At 61.3% G+C, this 16,113-nt stretch carries 12 protein-coding genes, 1 tRNA gene and 1 other RNA gene; 3 read left to right on the top strand and 11 right to left on the bottom strand.

Annotation, left to right across the window (positions count from 1 at the left end; all coding sequences use genetic code 11):
* Window positions 1-128: 128 nt before the first annotated feature.
* From bilS to tadA, 5 genes are all read right to left on the bottom strand, one after another.
* A complete protein-coding gene (gene bilS, locus I2D41_RS03905; RefSeq protein ID WP_195363608.1) occupies window positions 129-680 on the bottom strand; it encodes a flavodoxin family protein BilS in 552 nt (183 codons plus the stop codon).
* A gap of 206 nt (window positions 681-886) precedes the next feature.
* Window positions 887-2,746, bottom strand: coding sequence for an ABC transporter ATP-binding protein (locus tag I2D41_RS03900; protein ID WP_195363607.1), 1,860 nt, complete (start codon window positions 2,744-2,746; stop codon window positions 887-889).
* On the bottom strand, window positions 2,747-4,624 hold the full coding sequence (locus tag I2D41_RS03895) for an ABC transporter ATP-binding protein (protein WP_229042105.1): 1,878 nt from the start codon (window positions 4,622-4,624) through the stop codon (window positions 2,747-2,749).
* Between the two features lie 338 nt (window positions 4,625-4,962).
* An RNA gene (ffs, locus tag I2D41_RS03890) (signal recognition particle sRNA small type) lies at window positions 4,963-5,058 on the bottom strand.
* 176 nt (window positions 5,059-5,234) lie between these two features.
* The gene (tadA, locus tag I2D41_RS03885) at window positions 5,235-7,016 is read right to left on the bottom strand and encodes a tRNA adenosine(34) deaminase TadA (protein WP_195363606.1); all 1,782 of its coding nucleotides are present in this window, start codon (window positions 7,014-7,016) and stop codon (window positions 5,235-5,237) included.
* 51 nt (window positions 7,017-7,067) lie between these two features.
* Here tadA and I2D41_RS03880 point away from each other — a divergent pair.
* Window positions 7,068-7,157, top strand: a tRNA-Ser gene (locus I2D41_RS03880).
* A 3-nt stretch (window positions 7,158-7,160) separates the two neighbouring features.
* On the opposite strand, the gene I2D41_RS03875 is transcribed toward I2D41_RS03880, so the two are convergent.
* Window positions 7,161-7,745 carry a TetR/AcrR family transcriptional regulator gene (locus I2D41_RS03875; protein ID WP_195363605.1) on the bottom strand — a complete coding sequence of 195 codons (585 nt, stop codon included), beginning with the start codon at window positions 7,743-7,745 and terminating at the stop codon, window positions 7,161-7,163.
* 211 nt (window positions 7,746-7,956) lie between these two features.
* Between I2D41_RS03875 and I2D41_RS03870 the strand changes: the two genes are divergently transcribed.
* On the top strand, window positions 7,957-8,508 hold the full coding sequence (locus I2D41_RS03870) for a LemA family protein (protein WP_195363604.1): 552 nt from the start codon (window positions 7,957-7,959) through the stop codon (window positions 8,506-8,508).
* Between the two features lie 300 nt (window positions 8,509-8,808).
* On the opposite strand, the gene I2D41_RS03865 is transcribed toward I2D41_RS03870, so the two are convergent.
* Window positions 8,809-9,861, bottom strand: a complete 1,053-nt coding sequence (locus I2D41_RS03865) for a branched-chain amino acid aminotransferase (RefSeq protein ID WP_195363603.1) — start codon at window positions 9,859-9,861, stop codon at window positions 8,809-8,811.
* Window positions 9,862-10,150: 289 nt separating this feature from the next.
* Complete coding sequence (locus I2D41_RS03860) at window positions 10,151-10,798, bottom strand: DedA family protein (RefSeq protein WP_195363602.1); 648 nt, start codon at window positions 10,796-10,798, stop codon at window positions 10,151-10,153.
* Window positions 10,799-11,021: 223 nt separating this feature from the next.
* Here I2D41_RS03860 and cysE point away from each other — a divergent pair, with 223 nt between their 5' ends.
* The gene (gene cysE, locus I2D41_RS03855; RefSeq protein WP_035138740.1) at window positions 11,022-11,726 is read left to right on the top strand and encodes a serine O-acetyltransferase; all 705 of its coding nucleotides are present in this window, start codon (window positions 11,022-11,024) and stop codon (window positions 11,724-11,726) included.
* A 108-nt stretch (window positions 11,727-11,834) separates the two neighbouring features.
* Here the strand turns inward: cysE and I2D41_RS03850 are convergent, their stop codons facing one another.
* Genes I2D41_RS03850 through I2D41_RS03840 form a run of 3 tightly spaced genes read right to left on the bottom strand, consistent with a single transcriptional unit; the run spans window position 11,835 to window position 16,061 of the window.
* Window positions 11,835-13,835 carry an ABC transporter ATP-binding protein gene (locus I2D41_RS03850; RefSeq protein WP_229042101.1) on the bottom strand — a complete coding sequence of 667 codons (2,001 nt, stop codon included), beginning with the start codon at window positions 13,833-13,835 and terminating at the stop codon, window positions 11,835-11,837.
* Between the two features lies 1 nt (window position 13,836).
* On the bottom strand, window positions 13,837-15,561 hold the full coding sequence (locus tag I2D41_RS03845) for an ABC transporter ATP-binding protein (protein ID WP_229042107.1): 1,725 nt from the start codon (window positions 15,559-15,561) through the stop codon (window positions 13,837-13,839).
* Entirely contained in the window at window positions 15,561-16,061 is a 501-nt protein-coding gene (locus tag I2D41_RS03840; RefSeq protein WP_195363600.1) for a MarR family winged helix-turn-helix transcriptional regulator, read from the bottom strand. The genes I2D41_RS03845 and I2D41_RS03840 overlap by 1 nt, the downstream gene beginning before the upstream one ends.
* Window positions 16,062-16,113: the final 52 nt, after the last annotated feature.

Genomic DNA, 16,113 nt, shown 5'->3' with positions numbered 1-16,113 from the left:
ACGCAAAGAAGGCCACTTAATGTGGCCTTCGTCTTGCGCAGGACTGTAGAGCAGGGAACTTCGTGCCCCCGACGCCCGGGAGGACGTTTCATTTAGAAAGATGGACCGACCGCCGTCAGCGATGGGAGCTACTCCCCCAGCACGGCCTTTTTGGCGGCTGCAGCCATGTTGTCCAGATCTTCCTTGGTGGGGTGATCCTTTGCGGCGACCCAGTTATCGAGCAGCAACTTAGCGCGGGCGTTGTCGGGATCTTGCTCGAGCATGGCCTCGTAGCGCTGCTTGACCGCGGGACCCATCTTGCCCTGGCACATTGCCCAGCCCGCAAGCTCGGCATCCCCAGCCAAATTGGAAGTTACGCGGTCGATAATCTGCTGGTAATAGCTCTGATCGGCACCAAAACCGCAGGTACCAAACAGAAAGACGCGCTTGCCGTGCAAGGCGGAGAGCAACGCCGCGACCGAAGGCGTGCATGCGCCCTTGTCGCACCAAAAGCCAACGAGCACCGTATCGGCAGCGCAGGCACCCTGCGCCTCGAGCGCAACCTGATCTGCATCCGCATCGTCGCTCAGCGCGGCAGCGTGAATAAACTCGACGCCTGCAGCCTGCAGGGCACGCTTGATTGCGCCCGAAACCATCCTGGTATTACCGCTCTTGCTGTTGACCACCAAAGAGCATGTCATAGTCACGTTGCTCGTTTCCCCCAAAACTAAAGCCACTAATGCAATTTATTAGATGAATATCTTAGTACTAACGTGACAGATGTAAACCACCTTCTGCCGATTGGCGACATGGGCGACACCGATGAGGGCAAAACGTCCGCAGCGCAAGCCCCCAAATACTTAAGACGTGGAACGAACGAACCTGATTCATTTGCCCCACGCCTTGCTCACTGGGCAAACTGGCTGCGGTAGAGTTCGGCGTAGAAGCCGCCTGCCGCTAGCAGCTCGTCGTGCGTGCCGCGCTCGATAATCTGGCCGTCGCGCATGACCAGAATGCAATCGGCGTTGCGGATCGTCGACAGGCGGTGCGCCACCACAAAGCTTGTGCGGCCGGCCATGAGCTCGTCGAATGCCGCCTGCACCTGCAGCTCGGTACGTGTGTCGATACTCGAGGTCGCCTCGTCCAGCAGCAGAATCGCCGGGTCGGTGAGCATGACGCGCGCGATGCACAGCAGCTGCTTTTGGCCCTGACTAAACGTGCCGCCGTCCTCGCCAATCACCGTGTCGTAGCCGCCTGGCAGCTGCACGATAAACTTGTGCGCGTGCGCGCGCTTGGCGGCTTCGATGACCTGCTCGCGCGTAGCTCCTGGGCAACCGTAAGCGATGTTGTCCGCCACCGTGCCCTCGAACAGCCACGTATCCTGCAGCACCATGCCAAAGGCGCGGCGCAGGCTTGCACGCGTGTAGTCACGCGAAGACCGGCCATCGACCATGATGCGGCCGGCATCGATATCGTAAAAACGCAGCAGCAGATTGATGAGCGTTGTCTTTCCGCAGCCCGTGGGACCGACCAGGGCAAAGCGCATGCCGGGCTTGGCCTCGATGCAGATATCCTGCAGCAGCTTGCGGTCGGGCACATAGCTAAAGCCCACGTGTTCAAAGGTCACCTCGCCCTGCGGGGCGGCAAGCTCCACGGCATCTGGCGCATTGGGCTCCTGCTCGCGGGCATCGAGCAGTGCAAACATGCGGCGCGCCGAGGCATACGCGGTCTGGATCTGCGTAATGACGTTGGTGACCTCGTTGAACGGCTTGGTGTACTGGTTGGCGTAGGACAGGAAAATCTGCACGCCGCCCACCGTAAGCGCCGCGGGCACGCCCGTGATCACGCCCACGCAGCCGATCACGGCGACCACGGCATAGATGATGTTATTGATAAAGCGCGTGCCGGGGTTGGAGAGCGAACCCATAAACTGCGCGCGCTCGCCCGCGGTGTAGAGCTCGGCGTTGAGGGCGTCGAAGCGCGCTTGGGCGTTCGGGCCGTAGGCAAAGGCGTCGACAAGCTTCTGCTCGCCCACATACTCCTCGATATGACCACCGAGCTGCCCTTGAATGCGCTGCTGTGCCGTAAAACTCTTGTTGGAAAGCTTGGCGATGGCGCCGGCTGCAAAAATGGAAAGGGGCGTGACGAGCACCACCACGAGCGTCATGGTCAGGTTGATGGAGAGCATAAACGCGAGCGTACCCACAATGGTGATAACGCCGGTGAAAAGCTGAGTAAAGCCCTGCAGCAGACCGTCGCCCACCTGGTCGACATCGTTGACCACGCGGCTCATAAGGTCGCCGTGGGCGTGGCTGTCGATAAGGCTGAGCGGCATGCGGCTGAGCTTGTCGCTCGCCTCCACGCGCATGTCGCGCACCGTCTCGTAGGACAGGCGGTTGACGCAGTAGCCCTGCAGCCACTGGAAGGCCGCGGCACCTACGACGACAATCGCGAGCTTGGTGACAAGCGGCAGCAGCGCGTCGAAGTCCACCTGCCCGGCGGCGACGATCAGGTCGATGCCCTCGCCGATGAGAATAGGTGTGTAGAGCTGCAAAATCACCGAGGCGGCGGCACTCACAAACGACGCCGTAAACGAGACGCGGTGCGGACGGACGTAGCCCAGTAGGCGGCGAGTTACCGCGCCCACGGGATAGCGCTCGGGGTCGCCGGGCTGACGCGGGTCGTCACCCAAGTCGCTGAGGTTATCGTTGCCGGACACGTTGGCCGTCATCGTGGCGACCGAACCGGAAGAAGTATACGGATTCATTTAGCAGCCCTCCTTTGCGCAGACGGATGCGGGGGCAGCCGGGGCGGACGCGGGACTTGGAGCGGACGCGGGCGCCGAACTCCCCTGCTGGCCCTCGAACTCCTCGCGGCGCAGCTGCGACTGGCAAATCTCGCGATAGAGCTGGCAGGTCGCGTACAGCTCGTCATGCGTGCCCAGGCCCGCAACCGAGCCGTGGTCGAGTACGCAGATCATGTCGGCGTCGCGCACGGTCGAGACGCGCTGGCTCACAATCACCGTTGTCATGGGGACACCCCTCGAAAACACCGGGGCTCTTCCTGCGAGTTCGCGCACCGCACGGCGCAGGGCCGCATCCGTCTTTACATCGAGCGCCGATGCCGAATCGTCCATAACGAGAATCTGCGGGTATTCCACCAGAGCACGCGCGATAGTCAGACGCTGACGTTGTCCGCCGCTGAAGTTCTTGCCGCCGGCCTCGACCGGGGCATCGAGCCCCTGCGGCTTGTTGCGCACGAACTCGCTCGCCTGCGCCATGTCGAGTGCCGCCCAGAGTTCCTCGTCGGTTGCCGCCTCATCGCGCCAGGTCAGGTTGCTGCGGATGGTGCCGCTCACCAGCGACGCGCGCTGTGGGACGGTCGCGACCACACGGCGCAGCTGGTCGAGCGGCCAGGCGCGCACGTCGGCGCCCATCACGCTCACGCTGCCGGCGCTCGCATCGTACAGGCGCGGGATAAGCGAGACGAGCGTGGACTTGCCGCTGCCCGTACCGCCGATAATGCCGAGGGTTTTGCCCACCGGCAGCTCGAGAGTCACATCGCTCACGGCATTTGCCGCGCCCGCGCCAAACGAAAAGCTTGCATGGTCAAAGCTCAGCGCGGGGACTGAAGCAGCACCACCCGCCAGTTCGCTCGGCTCGGGCAGCGCGACCGGCTGGTTGCCCTCGTCGGTGATGCTCGGCTCGCAGTTGAGCACCTCGTTGATGCGCGACGCGCTGGCGCTCGCCTTGGTAAAGACAACGACTAGGTTGGCAACGTAGACGATGGAGGTGAGGGTCTGCGTCATGTAGTTCACAAACGCCATGACCTGGCCCTGTGTGAGTTCGCCCACGTTGACCTGGATGCCGCCCACCCACAGGATGGCGCACACGCCCAGGTTCATCACCAAAAACGTTACGGGGTTGAGGACCGACGAGAGCTTGCCCACCGCGATGGCGGTATGGGCCTGGTCATCGGCAGCTTGGGCAAAGCGCTCGCGCTCGTGGTCCTCGCGCACGAAGGCGCGAACCACGCGAGCGCCCGAAAGCCCCTCGCGGCAAATGAGCGCAATGCGATCGAGCTTCGCCTGCAGCTGTTTGTAGTACGGGATGCAGCGCGCCATGACAAACCAAAACACCAAGCCGATGGCGGGCGTGCAAATCAAAAAGATCATGCCGAGCTTAAGGTCGATGGCAAGGGCCGCACACATAGAGCCCACCGCCAGGAAGGGCCAGCGGATGAGCATGCGTACGCCCAGCGCCACGGCAAGCTGCACCTGGTTGACGTCGTTGGTGACGCGCGTGATGAGCGACGGCGTGCCAAAGCGGTCGAGTTCGACATAGCTCAGCTTATTGATGTGCTGGTAGAGCGCGCCTCGAATGTCGGTGCCCATGCCCTGCGAGGTGAGCGCCGCCATCTTTTGGCAAACGAGCGTAAACGAGATGCCGATCACAGCCATGGCGCCAAGTACCATGCCGTAGTGGATAACGGCGTTCACGTCGTGCGAGCCAATGCCCTTATCGATCATTTGAGCAATCACGAGCGGCGTAAGCAGGTCAAAGATCACTTCGATCAGCTTGCACACAGGACCAATCACCATATACCGGCGAAACTTACCACCAAAACGCCTGAGCAGCTCAATCATAGAAGGCGCTCCCTATCATCATCTCTCTTCAATCTGATTCATGATAGTACGGCGAGTCCCGGAGATGCGTAAGCAACTCGTTACAGATGTAAGGGCGACGTTCGCTAGCGCCCAAGGCATGTAGCAGCCGATGTTTTGGCAACGCCAGCGAGCGGCATAACGCCAGGGATTCAATTATCAGATAAATGTGACCCTTCAGGCGGTTTTGGTCGGCTACCCGCGAGTGCCGGCAGGGCGCTTGGTAGTCGAGCGATCCCGCAGGCGAAGCCGAGGACCAGCGAGACACCAAGCGCCCTGCCGGCACTCGCGGGTAGCCGCGGCACCAAAAAGCGCCTGCGCACTCGATGGATTCGGATGCCCGACAGAGGCTCCTTATGGCTGCTTCCTTCCGGACCTGACCAGATTCGGAACATGTCGTCATCCGAACCCATCGAACGCGCTAGGCGCTCGGTATATCTTACCCGCTCCCGCCCGATGGGGCAAGATAGCTAATTTGGGACAGGGCCAAAAGACCACTTTTGAGTTGCGGTGGAATAGTTCCTGTTTTACGACCCAAGGCCAAAAACAGGAACTATTCCACCGCAACTTATTGAGACTTGCCCGGAAAGACTTAGATACGGGCGAGGTCGTAGGATCGGGCGGCGGCTTCACCGGCGCAGATGAGGTTGGTTGTGGCTTCCTGGGGGTCGAGCGCTTGGTCAAGGGGCATGGGTCTGCGACAGACCGGCAGAACTAAGTCGACACCCTGCCCATACGCCGCATCCAGGTTGTCGGCACGACCGCCCACGACGGCGACCACCGGCTTGCCATATCGCTTCGCACGACGGGCCACGCCCACCGGTGCCTTACCGGCGGCGGATTGCTCGTCCATATTACCCTCGCCTGTAATGACCAGGTCGACATCGCGTACGCGCTCGTCAAACCCAATCAGATCGAGCACCGTCTCCACGCCCGAACGTAGCTCGGCGCCGAGCGCCAACAGTGCGGCGCCCAGGCCGCCGGCGGCACCGGCGCCGGGCACACCGAGCACCGAGCCAAATGTCCGTGCACCCTCGAGCACGCGCAACAACCCCTGAGCCCGCACCCCGGTAATCGCCGCATCGAGCAGGCGGCCGTAACCGACCATCCAGCTGTCGTACTTGCCCAGGGCCTCGGCATCCCCCGCCGGCAGGCCCTTTTGCCCGCCAAACACCGCAAGCGCCCCGCGACGCCCCACGAGCGGATTCTCGACATCGGAAAGCACCACGATGCGTGCGCCGCCCAGCACCCGAAGCGCCGGCGTCAGGTCAACACCGGCGACTCGTTCAAGGCCCGCGAGCCCCGGCGCGATATCGCAGCCACGGTCATCGACAAGACGCGCGCCCAGCGCCTGCAGCATGCCGGCGCCGCCGTCGTTGGTGGCACTGCCGCCCAAGCCAATATAGATAGTCTTTGCCCCGGCACGGACCGCACGGAGCATCAGCTCACCCACGCCATAGGTTGTGGCCGCCAACGCCGCCGACTCCGTGCAAGGCGAGTACCCGATGCCCGCGGCTTCGGCCATCTCAATTACAGCCGACTCGCGCTCGGCATCCACCAGCATCCGTGCAGACACGCGGTCGCCCAAGGGGCCTGCAACCTCGCAGGTCACAAGCTCGCCACCGCAGGCGGCAACGGCGTCGAGCGTTCCCTCGCCACCGTCTGCCAACGGCAATGCGGCCACCTGGGCATCAGGCCACACACGGCGAACGCCTTCGGCAACCGCCGCCTCCGCCCGCGCGCTCGAAACGCTACCCTTAAAGGAGTCGATCGCCAACAGCACGCGGCGGGGCCGGCGGCACGCGGGGCCAAAGTCAACCGCCTCAGCGGCAATTTCTTCGGCACACGCGAGTGCCTCGGCATGAGCGGCATGCGCCTCAAGATCGGCCCCACAACCGCAGCCAGCACCATCGGCGCCACGCAGCCCACTAAAATAGCCGCTCAACACCTCACGACACTCATCCGCCAGCACGCCGGCGGCTACATTAAACCGATGGTTCAGGCGCGAATCGGCATTCAGGTCATATAGCGAACCCAGCGCGCCCGCCTTGGCATCAGCCGCGCCATACACGCAGCGCCCCACGCGCGCGTTGACCATAAGCCCCGCACACATGCAGCAAGGCTCGAGCGTTACATAGACCGTGCAATCGGAAAGGCGCCAGCGACCGAGCGACCGAGCGGCAGCGCACAGGGCCGCGAACTCTGCATGCGCCGAAGGGTCCTGGTCGAGCTCGCGACGATTATGCGCCCGCGCGACAATCTCGCCCGCGCGCACCACCACGGCACCAATCGGTACCTCGCCCACCGCAGCAGCGGCGCGCGCCTCGGCCAGCGCCTCGCGCATGAACTTCTCGTCGATTTCGGTGCTCGTCATCGTTCGCCTTCCCTGTTGCAAATTCAAAACGATGCTATCATTACGACTCACGGAGAGATGGCAGAGCGGTTGAATGCGGCGGTCTTGAAAACCGTTGAGCGCGAGAGCGTTCCGGGGGTTCGAATCCCCCTCTCTCCGCCACTTCTAGTGATGCACCGGCGTCATGGTGCGCTCAAACAGCGCATCGACCACGTCGGCTATCTCGGGTCGACGCTCAAGAGCGTGGCCCGATTCCCACCAGTTTGTGAACAATCGAATAATGCCACCGGCGATAAACTCCGATGTCGTCTCGAGTGAAACGGGCGCCAGGGCGTCTTCGGCAAGCGAGCTCATCACACGCTCACGGATGGAACGCGCAATGCGGTCGCAAATCATGCCGGTCAGCATGCCCGACATGCTGCTTGCCAAAATGTTATCCATGAGTTGCTCATGTGCCAGAATCATATTCATGGCATCTTCAAAGACCTCGTGACGAAGCGCCTGTACGTCATCAAACGGCTCCGCGTCCGCTGCATCGGTCCGGTTTTGCGGCAGGCCCGTCATAAGCTCATCGATATAGAAGGCAAAGTAATCGTTTTTATCGCGAAAATGCTTATAGAACGTCGTGCGGCGAATTAGGGCCCGGTCGCAAAGCATGGCAACCGTCAAATCCTCAAACCGATGCTCTTCCAAAAGCTCGGTAAAGGCATCGAACAGGGCACGATAGGTTTTCTTGATGCGAAGGTCCATCCGTATCGCCATCCTCAAGGCGTAGACAGCATTCCTTAATTTGTCGCATATCTTACACCTGTACCACCCGTTCGTTATTGGCGCCCCCTCCCTGATTGAAACACAACGCTTACCGGAAAGTTCGGCACCGCCAAAGGTTGCGGGTATACTAGATACGTTATACCAACAACGGCAGGCGCAAAACGCCGCTGCCATTCGAAACGGAGACATCATGCTTCCCGTCATCATCGGTATCGTTGTTGTCGTTGTGATCGCCTGCGCCATCGCCGGCATCTACAACAACATGGTCACCAAGCGCAATCGCATCGATAACGCTTGGCAGAACATCGACACGCAACTGCAGCGCCGCAACGACCTGATCCCCAACTTGGTCGAGACCGTCAAGGGCTACGCAAAACACGAGCAGGACACGCTCGCCGCCGTGGTCAACGCGCGCAACGCCGCCGTAAGCGCCACCACCCCCGAGGCCAAGATGGAAGCCGACAACGTGCTGACCGGTGCGCTGCGCCAGCTCTTTGCCGTGGCCGAGGCCTACCCCGACCTTAAGGCGAACACCAACTTTACGCAGCTCCAGTCCACGCTCGAGGACACCGAGAACAAGGTGAGCTACGCACGCCAGAGCTACAACGATTGCGTGCTCAGCTACAACAACGCCATCCAGACGTTCCCGGCTGTTATCTTTGCCGGCATCTTCCAGTTTAAGGAGCGCCAGGGCTTCGAGGCAGCTGAAGCCACCCGCCAGGCACCGACCGTCAAGTTCTAACAATCACGGCCGAGTCTTAAGCCAGTTCATCAGCCCTTTGGGGCCCAAGGCACAAACCTTGGGCCCTTTTCTTATCCACGCACAACGCGCGGCCAAAAGGCCGCGCACCATCTTCCCTACAGCCCAGTAACCTCCTGGCAAGGAATGCAGAGCACTCGACCGAGGCGGACCGGCCTATCTCCCGGCGCATTCCACAGGACGAAAGAACCTCCGCCGCACGTAGTGCGCAGCGGGGGTTCTTTCATGTCCGAGGACGCACCGGAAAGGAAGGTTGCCCTCGGGCCGGACAGCTAAGACTGCTTATGCGACGGTGTAAACCCAGTTGTGCTTATCCTCGACAGCACCGGACTGGATACCGGTCAGGGTCTCGCGAAGCTTCTTCATCACGGGGCCGATCTCGGTGCAGCCAGCCGGGAAGGTCACGGTCTCATCGGCACCGTAGACCTTGTTGTCGATCTCGCCCACCGGGGAGATGACGGCAGCGGTGCCGCACAGGCCGCACTCCACAAAGGTGCCGGCCTTGACCTCGGCCCACTCGACGGGACGCTGGTCGACGGTCATGCCCAAATCCTCGGCAACCTGAACGAGCGAGCGACGGGTGATGGAGGGCAGGATGGAGTCGGTGTGCGACTGAGGAACGACGAGGGTGCCGTCCTCCTTCACGAACAGAACGTTCGCGCCACCGGTCTCCTCGACATAGGTGCGGGACTCGGAGTCGAGATACAGGTTCTCGGCATAACCCTCGCGATGGGCCTCCATCGTGGGCTTGAGGGACATGGCGTAGTTGAGGCCGGCCTTGATATTGCCGGTGCCATGCGGGGCCGCGCGGTCATACTCGGAAACGCGCAGCTTAACGGGCTTAAGGCCGCCCTTAAAGTACGGACCGACCGGGGTCACGAGAATGCGGAACGTGTACTCAGGAGCGGGAGCCACGCCGATCACGTCACCGGAGCCGATCATAAACGGACGCACGTACAGGGTCGCACCGGAGCCGAAGGGCGGAACCCAGGCGGCGTTGGCAGAAACGACCTGCTTAACGGCCTCAACGAACTTGTCCTTGGGGAACGGGGGCATCTCGAGGCGCTGGGCAGAGTTATACATGCGCTCGGCGTTCATGTCGGGACGGAAGCAGACGATGCTGCCGTCCTCGGCGGTGTAGGCCTTCAGGCCCTCAAAGACCTCCTGGCAATAATGGAAGATGCCGCCGCACTCGGAGACATGCAAGGTGTGGTCGGTGGTCAGGCCGCCCTCGTCCCACTCGCCGTCCTTCCAATGAGCCTCGTAGCTGTAATCGGTCTTCATGTAGCCAAAGCCGAGGCTACCCCAATCGATATCCTTCTTCTCGACAGTCATATGTCGCTCCTTACATACACAGTTGCATACTCGCGAACTCGCACGCAAGGACCGAGGCCGACCGCGTCGCAACGTCGCACGCCCGGAGCGTAGAGCCGGACGGGACACGCGAACGGCATCAAAGCCGATGGCACGTCGATTCGCATGCATGAGATTGTACTCCCCGCACGCGTCTGATAAAACGCTTTTCTTTAACTAAGTAAAGTATTTTCATTTGACCGAAACTAAAGAGGCCCGCCACCGTAAGCGGTGACGGGCCTCAACTGCACGGTCTGCGCGCTGGCTCGAGCTACACGTTCTTTTTGCCCAGCTTAGCCTTAACCAGGCCGACCACGGTCGGGATGATCGACACGGCGACAATGCCGATAATCAGCAGCTCAAAGTGCTCCTGCACAAAGGGAATGCCGCCAAAGAAGTAGCCCAGCAGCGTAAAGAGCGTCGACCAGGTAATGCCGCCCAGCACGTTAAAGACAACGAAGTTGCGCCAGTGCATGCCGCCCATGCCGGCGATAAAGGGCACAAAGGTGCGGATAAACGGAAAGAAGCGGCCCAGGAAGATGGCCAGGTGGCCCCACTTATCCAAGAAGTCCTCGGACTTTTTGATGCGCTCGGGCGTCATGGCCTTTACCTTGCCCGAGGCGATGATCTTGCGACCAAAGAAGTGGCCGATCATAAAGTTGCACTGATCGCCCAGGATGGCTGCGGCCCATGCGGTGGCCAGCAGGGCCACGATGTTAAAGCCACCGTTGTGGGCAAAGAAGCCCGAAGCAAACAGCAGCGAATCGCCAGGGAGAAACGGGAAGAACACCACGCCTGTCTCGATAAAGATAATCAGGAACACGCAGCCGTAGGCCATAAGCGGGCCGGCGGCGATCCAGCTGGCAATCGCGGTGCGCGGGTCTTTGAGCAGCTCGGCGATAAAATTGATGAAACCCATGAAGTAAAACCTCTCAGTTGTGGGCGCGGACACGTCCAAGTTGACCAGTATACGGTTGCGGTGCCCCCTCGTGCGCAACCCCACAAAAGCATGACTCCATTACCAGCAAGTTTGCATAACTGACACCTGTCGTGCAAAGCCGCCAAGATTGTCCTTCCTAATCCCTAGCGAATCGCTATACTTTATTGAATCGCATTGCCATGGCGCTAAGGGAGGGCGGTCGGTGAGCTTTATCAATACCATTCGCGAGGACATCAAGACCGTCCAGGCGCAGGACCCCGCCGCGCAAAACGGTCTGGTCATCTTCCTTTCCTATCCCGGCCTGCACGCCAAGTGGAACCACGTGCCAGAGCACTGGCTCTGGGAGCATGGCCATCGCTCGCTCGCCCGTGTGCTCTCGCAAATCACCCGCCACATTACCGGCGTCGAGATTCATCCCGCTGCACAGATCGGCAAGCATTTCTTTATCGACCACGCCATGGGCGTCGTCATCGGCGAAACCACCATTGTGGGCGACAACTGCGTGCTCTACCAGGGCGTCACGCTTGGCGGCACCGGCAACGAGACCGGCAAGCGCCACCCCACCCTGGGCAACAACGTCACCGTGGGCACAGGCGCTAAAGTGCTCGGCAACATTCGCATCGGCAACAACGTCAAAATCGGCGGCAATTCGGTCGTCGTCAAGGACGTACCCGACAACTGCACCGTCGTGGGCGTGCCGGGACGCATCATCAAGCGCAACGGCTGCCGCGTGTTCGAGGAGAGCTTCGATGCCAAGCAGCACCGCGAGTATATGCCCGACGATGCCGCCGAGCAGTCCGCGCTCAACCGCCAGGGCATCACCGAGAATGCCCGCCGCGTCAAGGAACTCGAGCGAGAGGTGGCCGAGCTCAAGGCCCTCGTCGCCAAGCTCGTGGACGAGCGCTAGAGCCGGACGGCCACCGACAACATTGACGCCAACGCAAAGGCGCGCCAGAGGATTCACCCCCAGCGCGCCTTATTTGTGATGTGGCAAAGGGACTGTCCCTTTGTCACATTATGCGAACTGACTCAGATAGAGGTCGGCGTAAGCGCCCTCGGCCGCGAGCAGCTCCTTATGCGTGCCCTGCTCGATAATGTTGCCGTGGTCCATGACCAGAATCAGGTCGGCATCCACAATCGTCGACAGGCGATGCGCGATCACAAAGCTCGTGCGCCCATGCATGAGAGCGTCCATGGCGCGGCCGATGGCAAGCTCGGTGCGCGTGTCCACGCTTGAGGTCGCCTCGTCCAGGATGAGAATCGCCGGGTTGTTGAGCAGCACGCGCGCAATGGTCAGCAGCTGACGCTGGCCCTGGCTGATACTTTCGGCATCGTTGGCCACGCGCGTGTCGTAGCCCTGCGGCATGGTGCGCACAAAGAAGTCGACCTGCGCGGCGCGTGCGGCCGCCACGATCTCATCGCGCGTTGCCTCGGGGCAGCCGTAGGCGATATTCTCGGCAATCGTTCCGTCGAACAGCCAGGCATCCTGCAACACCATGCCAAACTGCTGGCGCAGCTCGCCACGATCCATGCGGCTCGTGTCCACGCCGTCGAGCGTAATGCGCCCGCCGTCAATCTCGTAGAAGCGCATGAGCAGATTGATGAGCGTGGTTTTGCCCGCGCCCGTGGTTCCCACCACGGCGATCTTCTGGCCCGGCTCGGCGGTAAACGACACATCGCGCATGAGCGGCTTGTCGGGCGAATAGCCAAAGCGCACATGCTCAAAGGCGACGCGGCCCTCCACGCGACCCGGCAGCTTGGCGGCCTCGCCCGGCTGCGGATCCGCCTCCATCTCGGGTTCATCGAGCAGGTCGAACACGCGCTCCGCACTCGCCAGCGCGCTCTGCAGCGAGTTGAAGGTAAACGACAGCTGCGTCATGGGCTCGGATGCCTCGTAGATAAACTGGAAGAACGCCTGGAACACGCCGACGGTCATGTGGCCGGCAACCAGCATGCTGCAGCCCACAATCGCAATCACGATCTGTGCCAGGCGGCCGATAAAGCGCACCGCGGGGCCGACGGCGTTAATCATGAAGTCGGCCTTGGCACTCACGCGCGCCAGCTCGCCCGAGGCCTGGTGCACCTCGGCAGAACTCTGACGCTCGCGGTTAAACGCGCGAATCACCAGACGGCCCGAGTAGCCTTCCTCAACCGCACTCGTAATCTTGGACACCCACTCCTGGCGCTCACCGGTCACGTCATGCGTGCGGCGCGAGACCACCTTGGTCACCAGCAGCGACAACGCCGTAAAGAACAAAAAGACGAGCGTGAGCGGCACGCTAAACACGAACATCACGCTCACGGCGCCCACCACGGTACCGATCGACACCAGAAGCTGCAGCAAGCCGCGCTGCATGCTCTCGGACATCTTGTCCAAGTCGTTGGTCGCACGGCTGACGACCTCACCGGGACGATGCGCGTCAAAGAAGGCAAGCGGCAGACGGTTGAGCTTTTGTGCGATGCGGTTGCGTAGGAGCAGGTTGAGGCGTTCGGCCACGCTCGACATCAAAAAGCTCTGGAGTGCGTAGAACGAGGCAGCGGCCGTCCAGATCATAAAGTAGATGAAGATGGTCCTGCCGCAGTTCTCCCAGGTGATGTTGAAGGTGGTGTCGTTGGCAAACGCCACCTGAATGTGGCCCCACAGCTCATCGATCACGCGGGCGCTGTATGCCGGCGCGGCGGTGTTAAAGATGGCATAGAACACAATGCTCGCGAACACGATATAGAAGCGCCAGTGGTCGCCGGCAGCCTCGCTCCACAGGCGGCGCACCGTCGCCCAGGTGTCGCGGGGTGTCTCGTCCTCATCCTCGTCGTCAACGTCGCGCATGCGCTCCGCCTCGGCGCGGGCGCGCTCGTCCTCGGCGCGCTCATTTTCCTCATAGAGTGCCTGGCGACGAGCCTCGCGCTCCGCCGCCTTGGCGGCTTCGTCCAGGTCGGGCGTGGCGCCCGTCTCCTCAACTGTCTCTGCATCCGCGGCGCCATCGGCGATGCCCTGCTTCTTGAGCTCCTCGGTCATGCTACTCACCTCCCTTCATCTGCGATTCCGCGATAGCACGGTACACCTCGCAGGTTTCCATGAGCTCGTCGTGCGTGCCTAGGCCCACGACCTCGCCATCCCTGAGCACCACGATCTGGTCGGCATGCAGAATGGTCGAGATACGCTGCGCGATGATGAGCACCGCAGCGTCACGCGTCTCGTCTTGCAACGCATGGCGCAGGGCGGCATCGGTCTTAAAGTCCAGGGCCGAGAAACTGTCATCGAAGATATATAGATCGGCATGCTTCATGAGCGCACGGGCGATGGCCAGACGCTGGCGCTGGCCGCCCGAAAAGTTCGTGCCGCCCTGCGCCACCGGGGTATCGAGCCCCTGCGGCTGATCGAGCACAAAGGTGCTCTGGGCAACCCGGAGCGCATGAAGCATGTCGGCCTCAGTCGCGCCTTCGTTGCCAAAGCGCAGATTGCTTGCTACGGTGCCCGAGAACAGCCATGCCTTTTGCGGCACATAGGCAATGCGCCCGCGAATCTCGTCTTGCGAAAGGTCGTGCAGATCAACGCCGTCCAGGCGAATGGCGCCCTTGGTGGCATCGTGGAAGCGCAGCAGGAGCTTGGCCACCGTCGATTTGCCCGAGCCCGTCGAGCCGACGATCGCGGTCGTCTGACCGCGGCGACAGGTAAAGCTCAGATTGCACAGCGTGTCCTCGTCGGCGTCGTCAAAACGAAACGACATATGATCGAACACGGCGACCGCGTCGGCTCCGTCTGCGGACTCAGGCGCCCCGTCGCCCAGCGTAGCCTTGCCGTCCACGATGCTCGGCTCGATTTCGAGCACCTGCTGCGCACGGTTGAGGCACGCCGCGGCGCGCGGAAGCGTCAGAATCACCATCTGCGCCATCATCACAAAGAAAAGAATCAGGATCGCGTATTCCAACACGGCCGAAATGCTGCCGATTTGCATGGCGTGGACGCCCACGCGGTTGCCGCCCACCCACAGCACCGCCACCTCGGCGATGTTCATCAAAAAGAAGCTGGAGCTGTCGAGGCCCACAAACAGGTGGTTGACCTTGATGGCGTTGGCCGCGTAATCGCTAAACACCTCGTCCAGGCGCTGCTCCTCGTGGCGCTCCTTGTTAAATGCGCGGATGACGCGCACGCCCACGATGTTCTCGCGCAGCACCACGTTCATGCGGTCGATAAAGCTCTGCAGGCGCATAAAAATCGGCGCGGCGTTAGCCACCGTAAAGACCGCCGCCACCAGCACGATCGCAACCACCACGCCCAGCAGCGTGCCCATGGCGGGATCGATGAACCAAGCAAAAATGATGCCTGCCACGGCCAAGAATGGCACCGGCAACACCAGCTGAATCGTCTGAAGGACAGCTTGCTGAATCACGTTGATGTCGTTGAGCGAGCGTGTGATCATCGAACCCGTGCCAAAGCGCTCAAAGTCGCTGGCGGACAGCTCGAGCGACTTGTCGTACACAGCATTGCGGATATCGCAGGCCACGTTGGCGGCCAGGCGCGCCGAAAGATAGCAGCCCAGCACCGTGCCGCCGCTGGCCATGCCGGTCGCGATAAGCATGTACAGGCCGTTACGTAAAATATAGTCGACATCGCCCGTGGTAATACCGGTGTTGACCATGTTCGCCAGCATCGTGGGAACCAACAGCGTACCGACGTTATCTATCAGCACCGCAAACAGCGTCACCGCAATCAGACCGCGGTACGGCCTCATAAACCTCATTAAGAGTCGCATGTGTCCCCCTCGCCCTTATCGTCAGCCTCGTTCTCGGCGGCCACTTGCCGTTTAAATGCCTCGCGCTCTTCGTTCAGAACATGGGAGAATTTACCGACCAGGCACATGATCTCGCGCTGTTCCCACGGCTCGAGCGCTTCGAATGCCTGTTGCTCGGCTTTTTGCGCCGGTAACGCGTAGCGCTTGGCAAACCGCACGCCTTCTTCGGTCAATCGCACAACCTTGTTCTTACGACTGCCCTCGGCAAACTCCAACGTCGCAAGCCCTCGCGCCCTAAGCGTCTTGATCGCCGAATTGATGGTCTGTTTGCTGTAGAACCATTCACTCGTCAGCCGACTCACGGCAACGCTTCCGCCCGCTGCACTCGTGTCGACGAGCATCCAGTAGGCGCAGTCCGAAAGACCGCAGGTACGCGCGAACTCCGAATAGATACGGTCAAGCCCGTTAAGCATCCGGTCGAAATCGACCAGGCTAACTGCACTATTCATCTCTCCCACCATTCGATAGTCCGAGTTTTGACCAATTTATATCTCTACATTA

The sequence above is a fragment of the Collinsella aerofaciens genome (assembly GCF_015552075.1).
In the GTDB taxonomy this organism is placed as follows: Bacteria; Actinomycetota; Coriobacteriia; order Coriobacteriales; family Coriobacteriaceae; genus Collinsella; species Collinsella aerofaciens_Y.
Note: the sequence above shows the minus strand (reverse complement) of the source record. Positions and strands in the feature narration are given on the sequence as shown.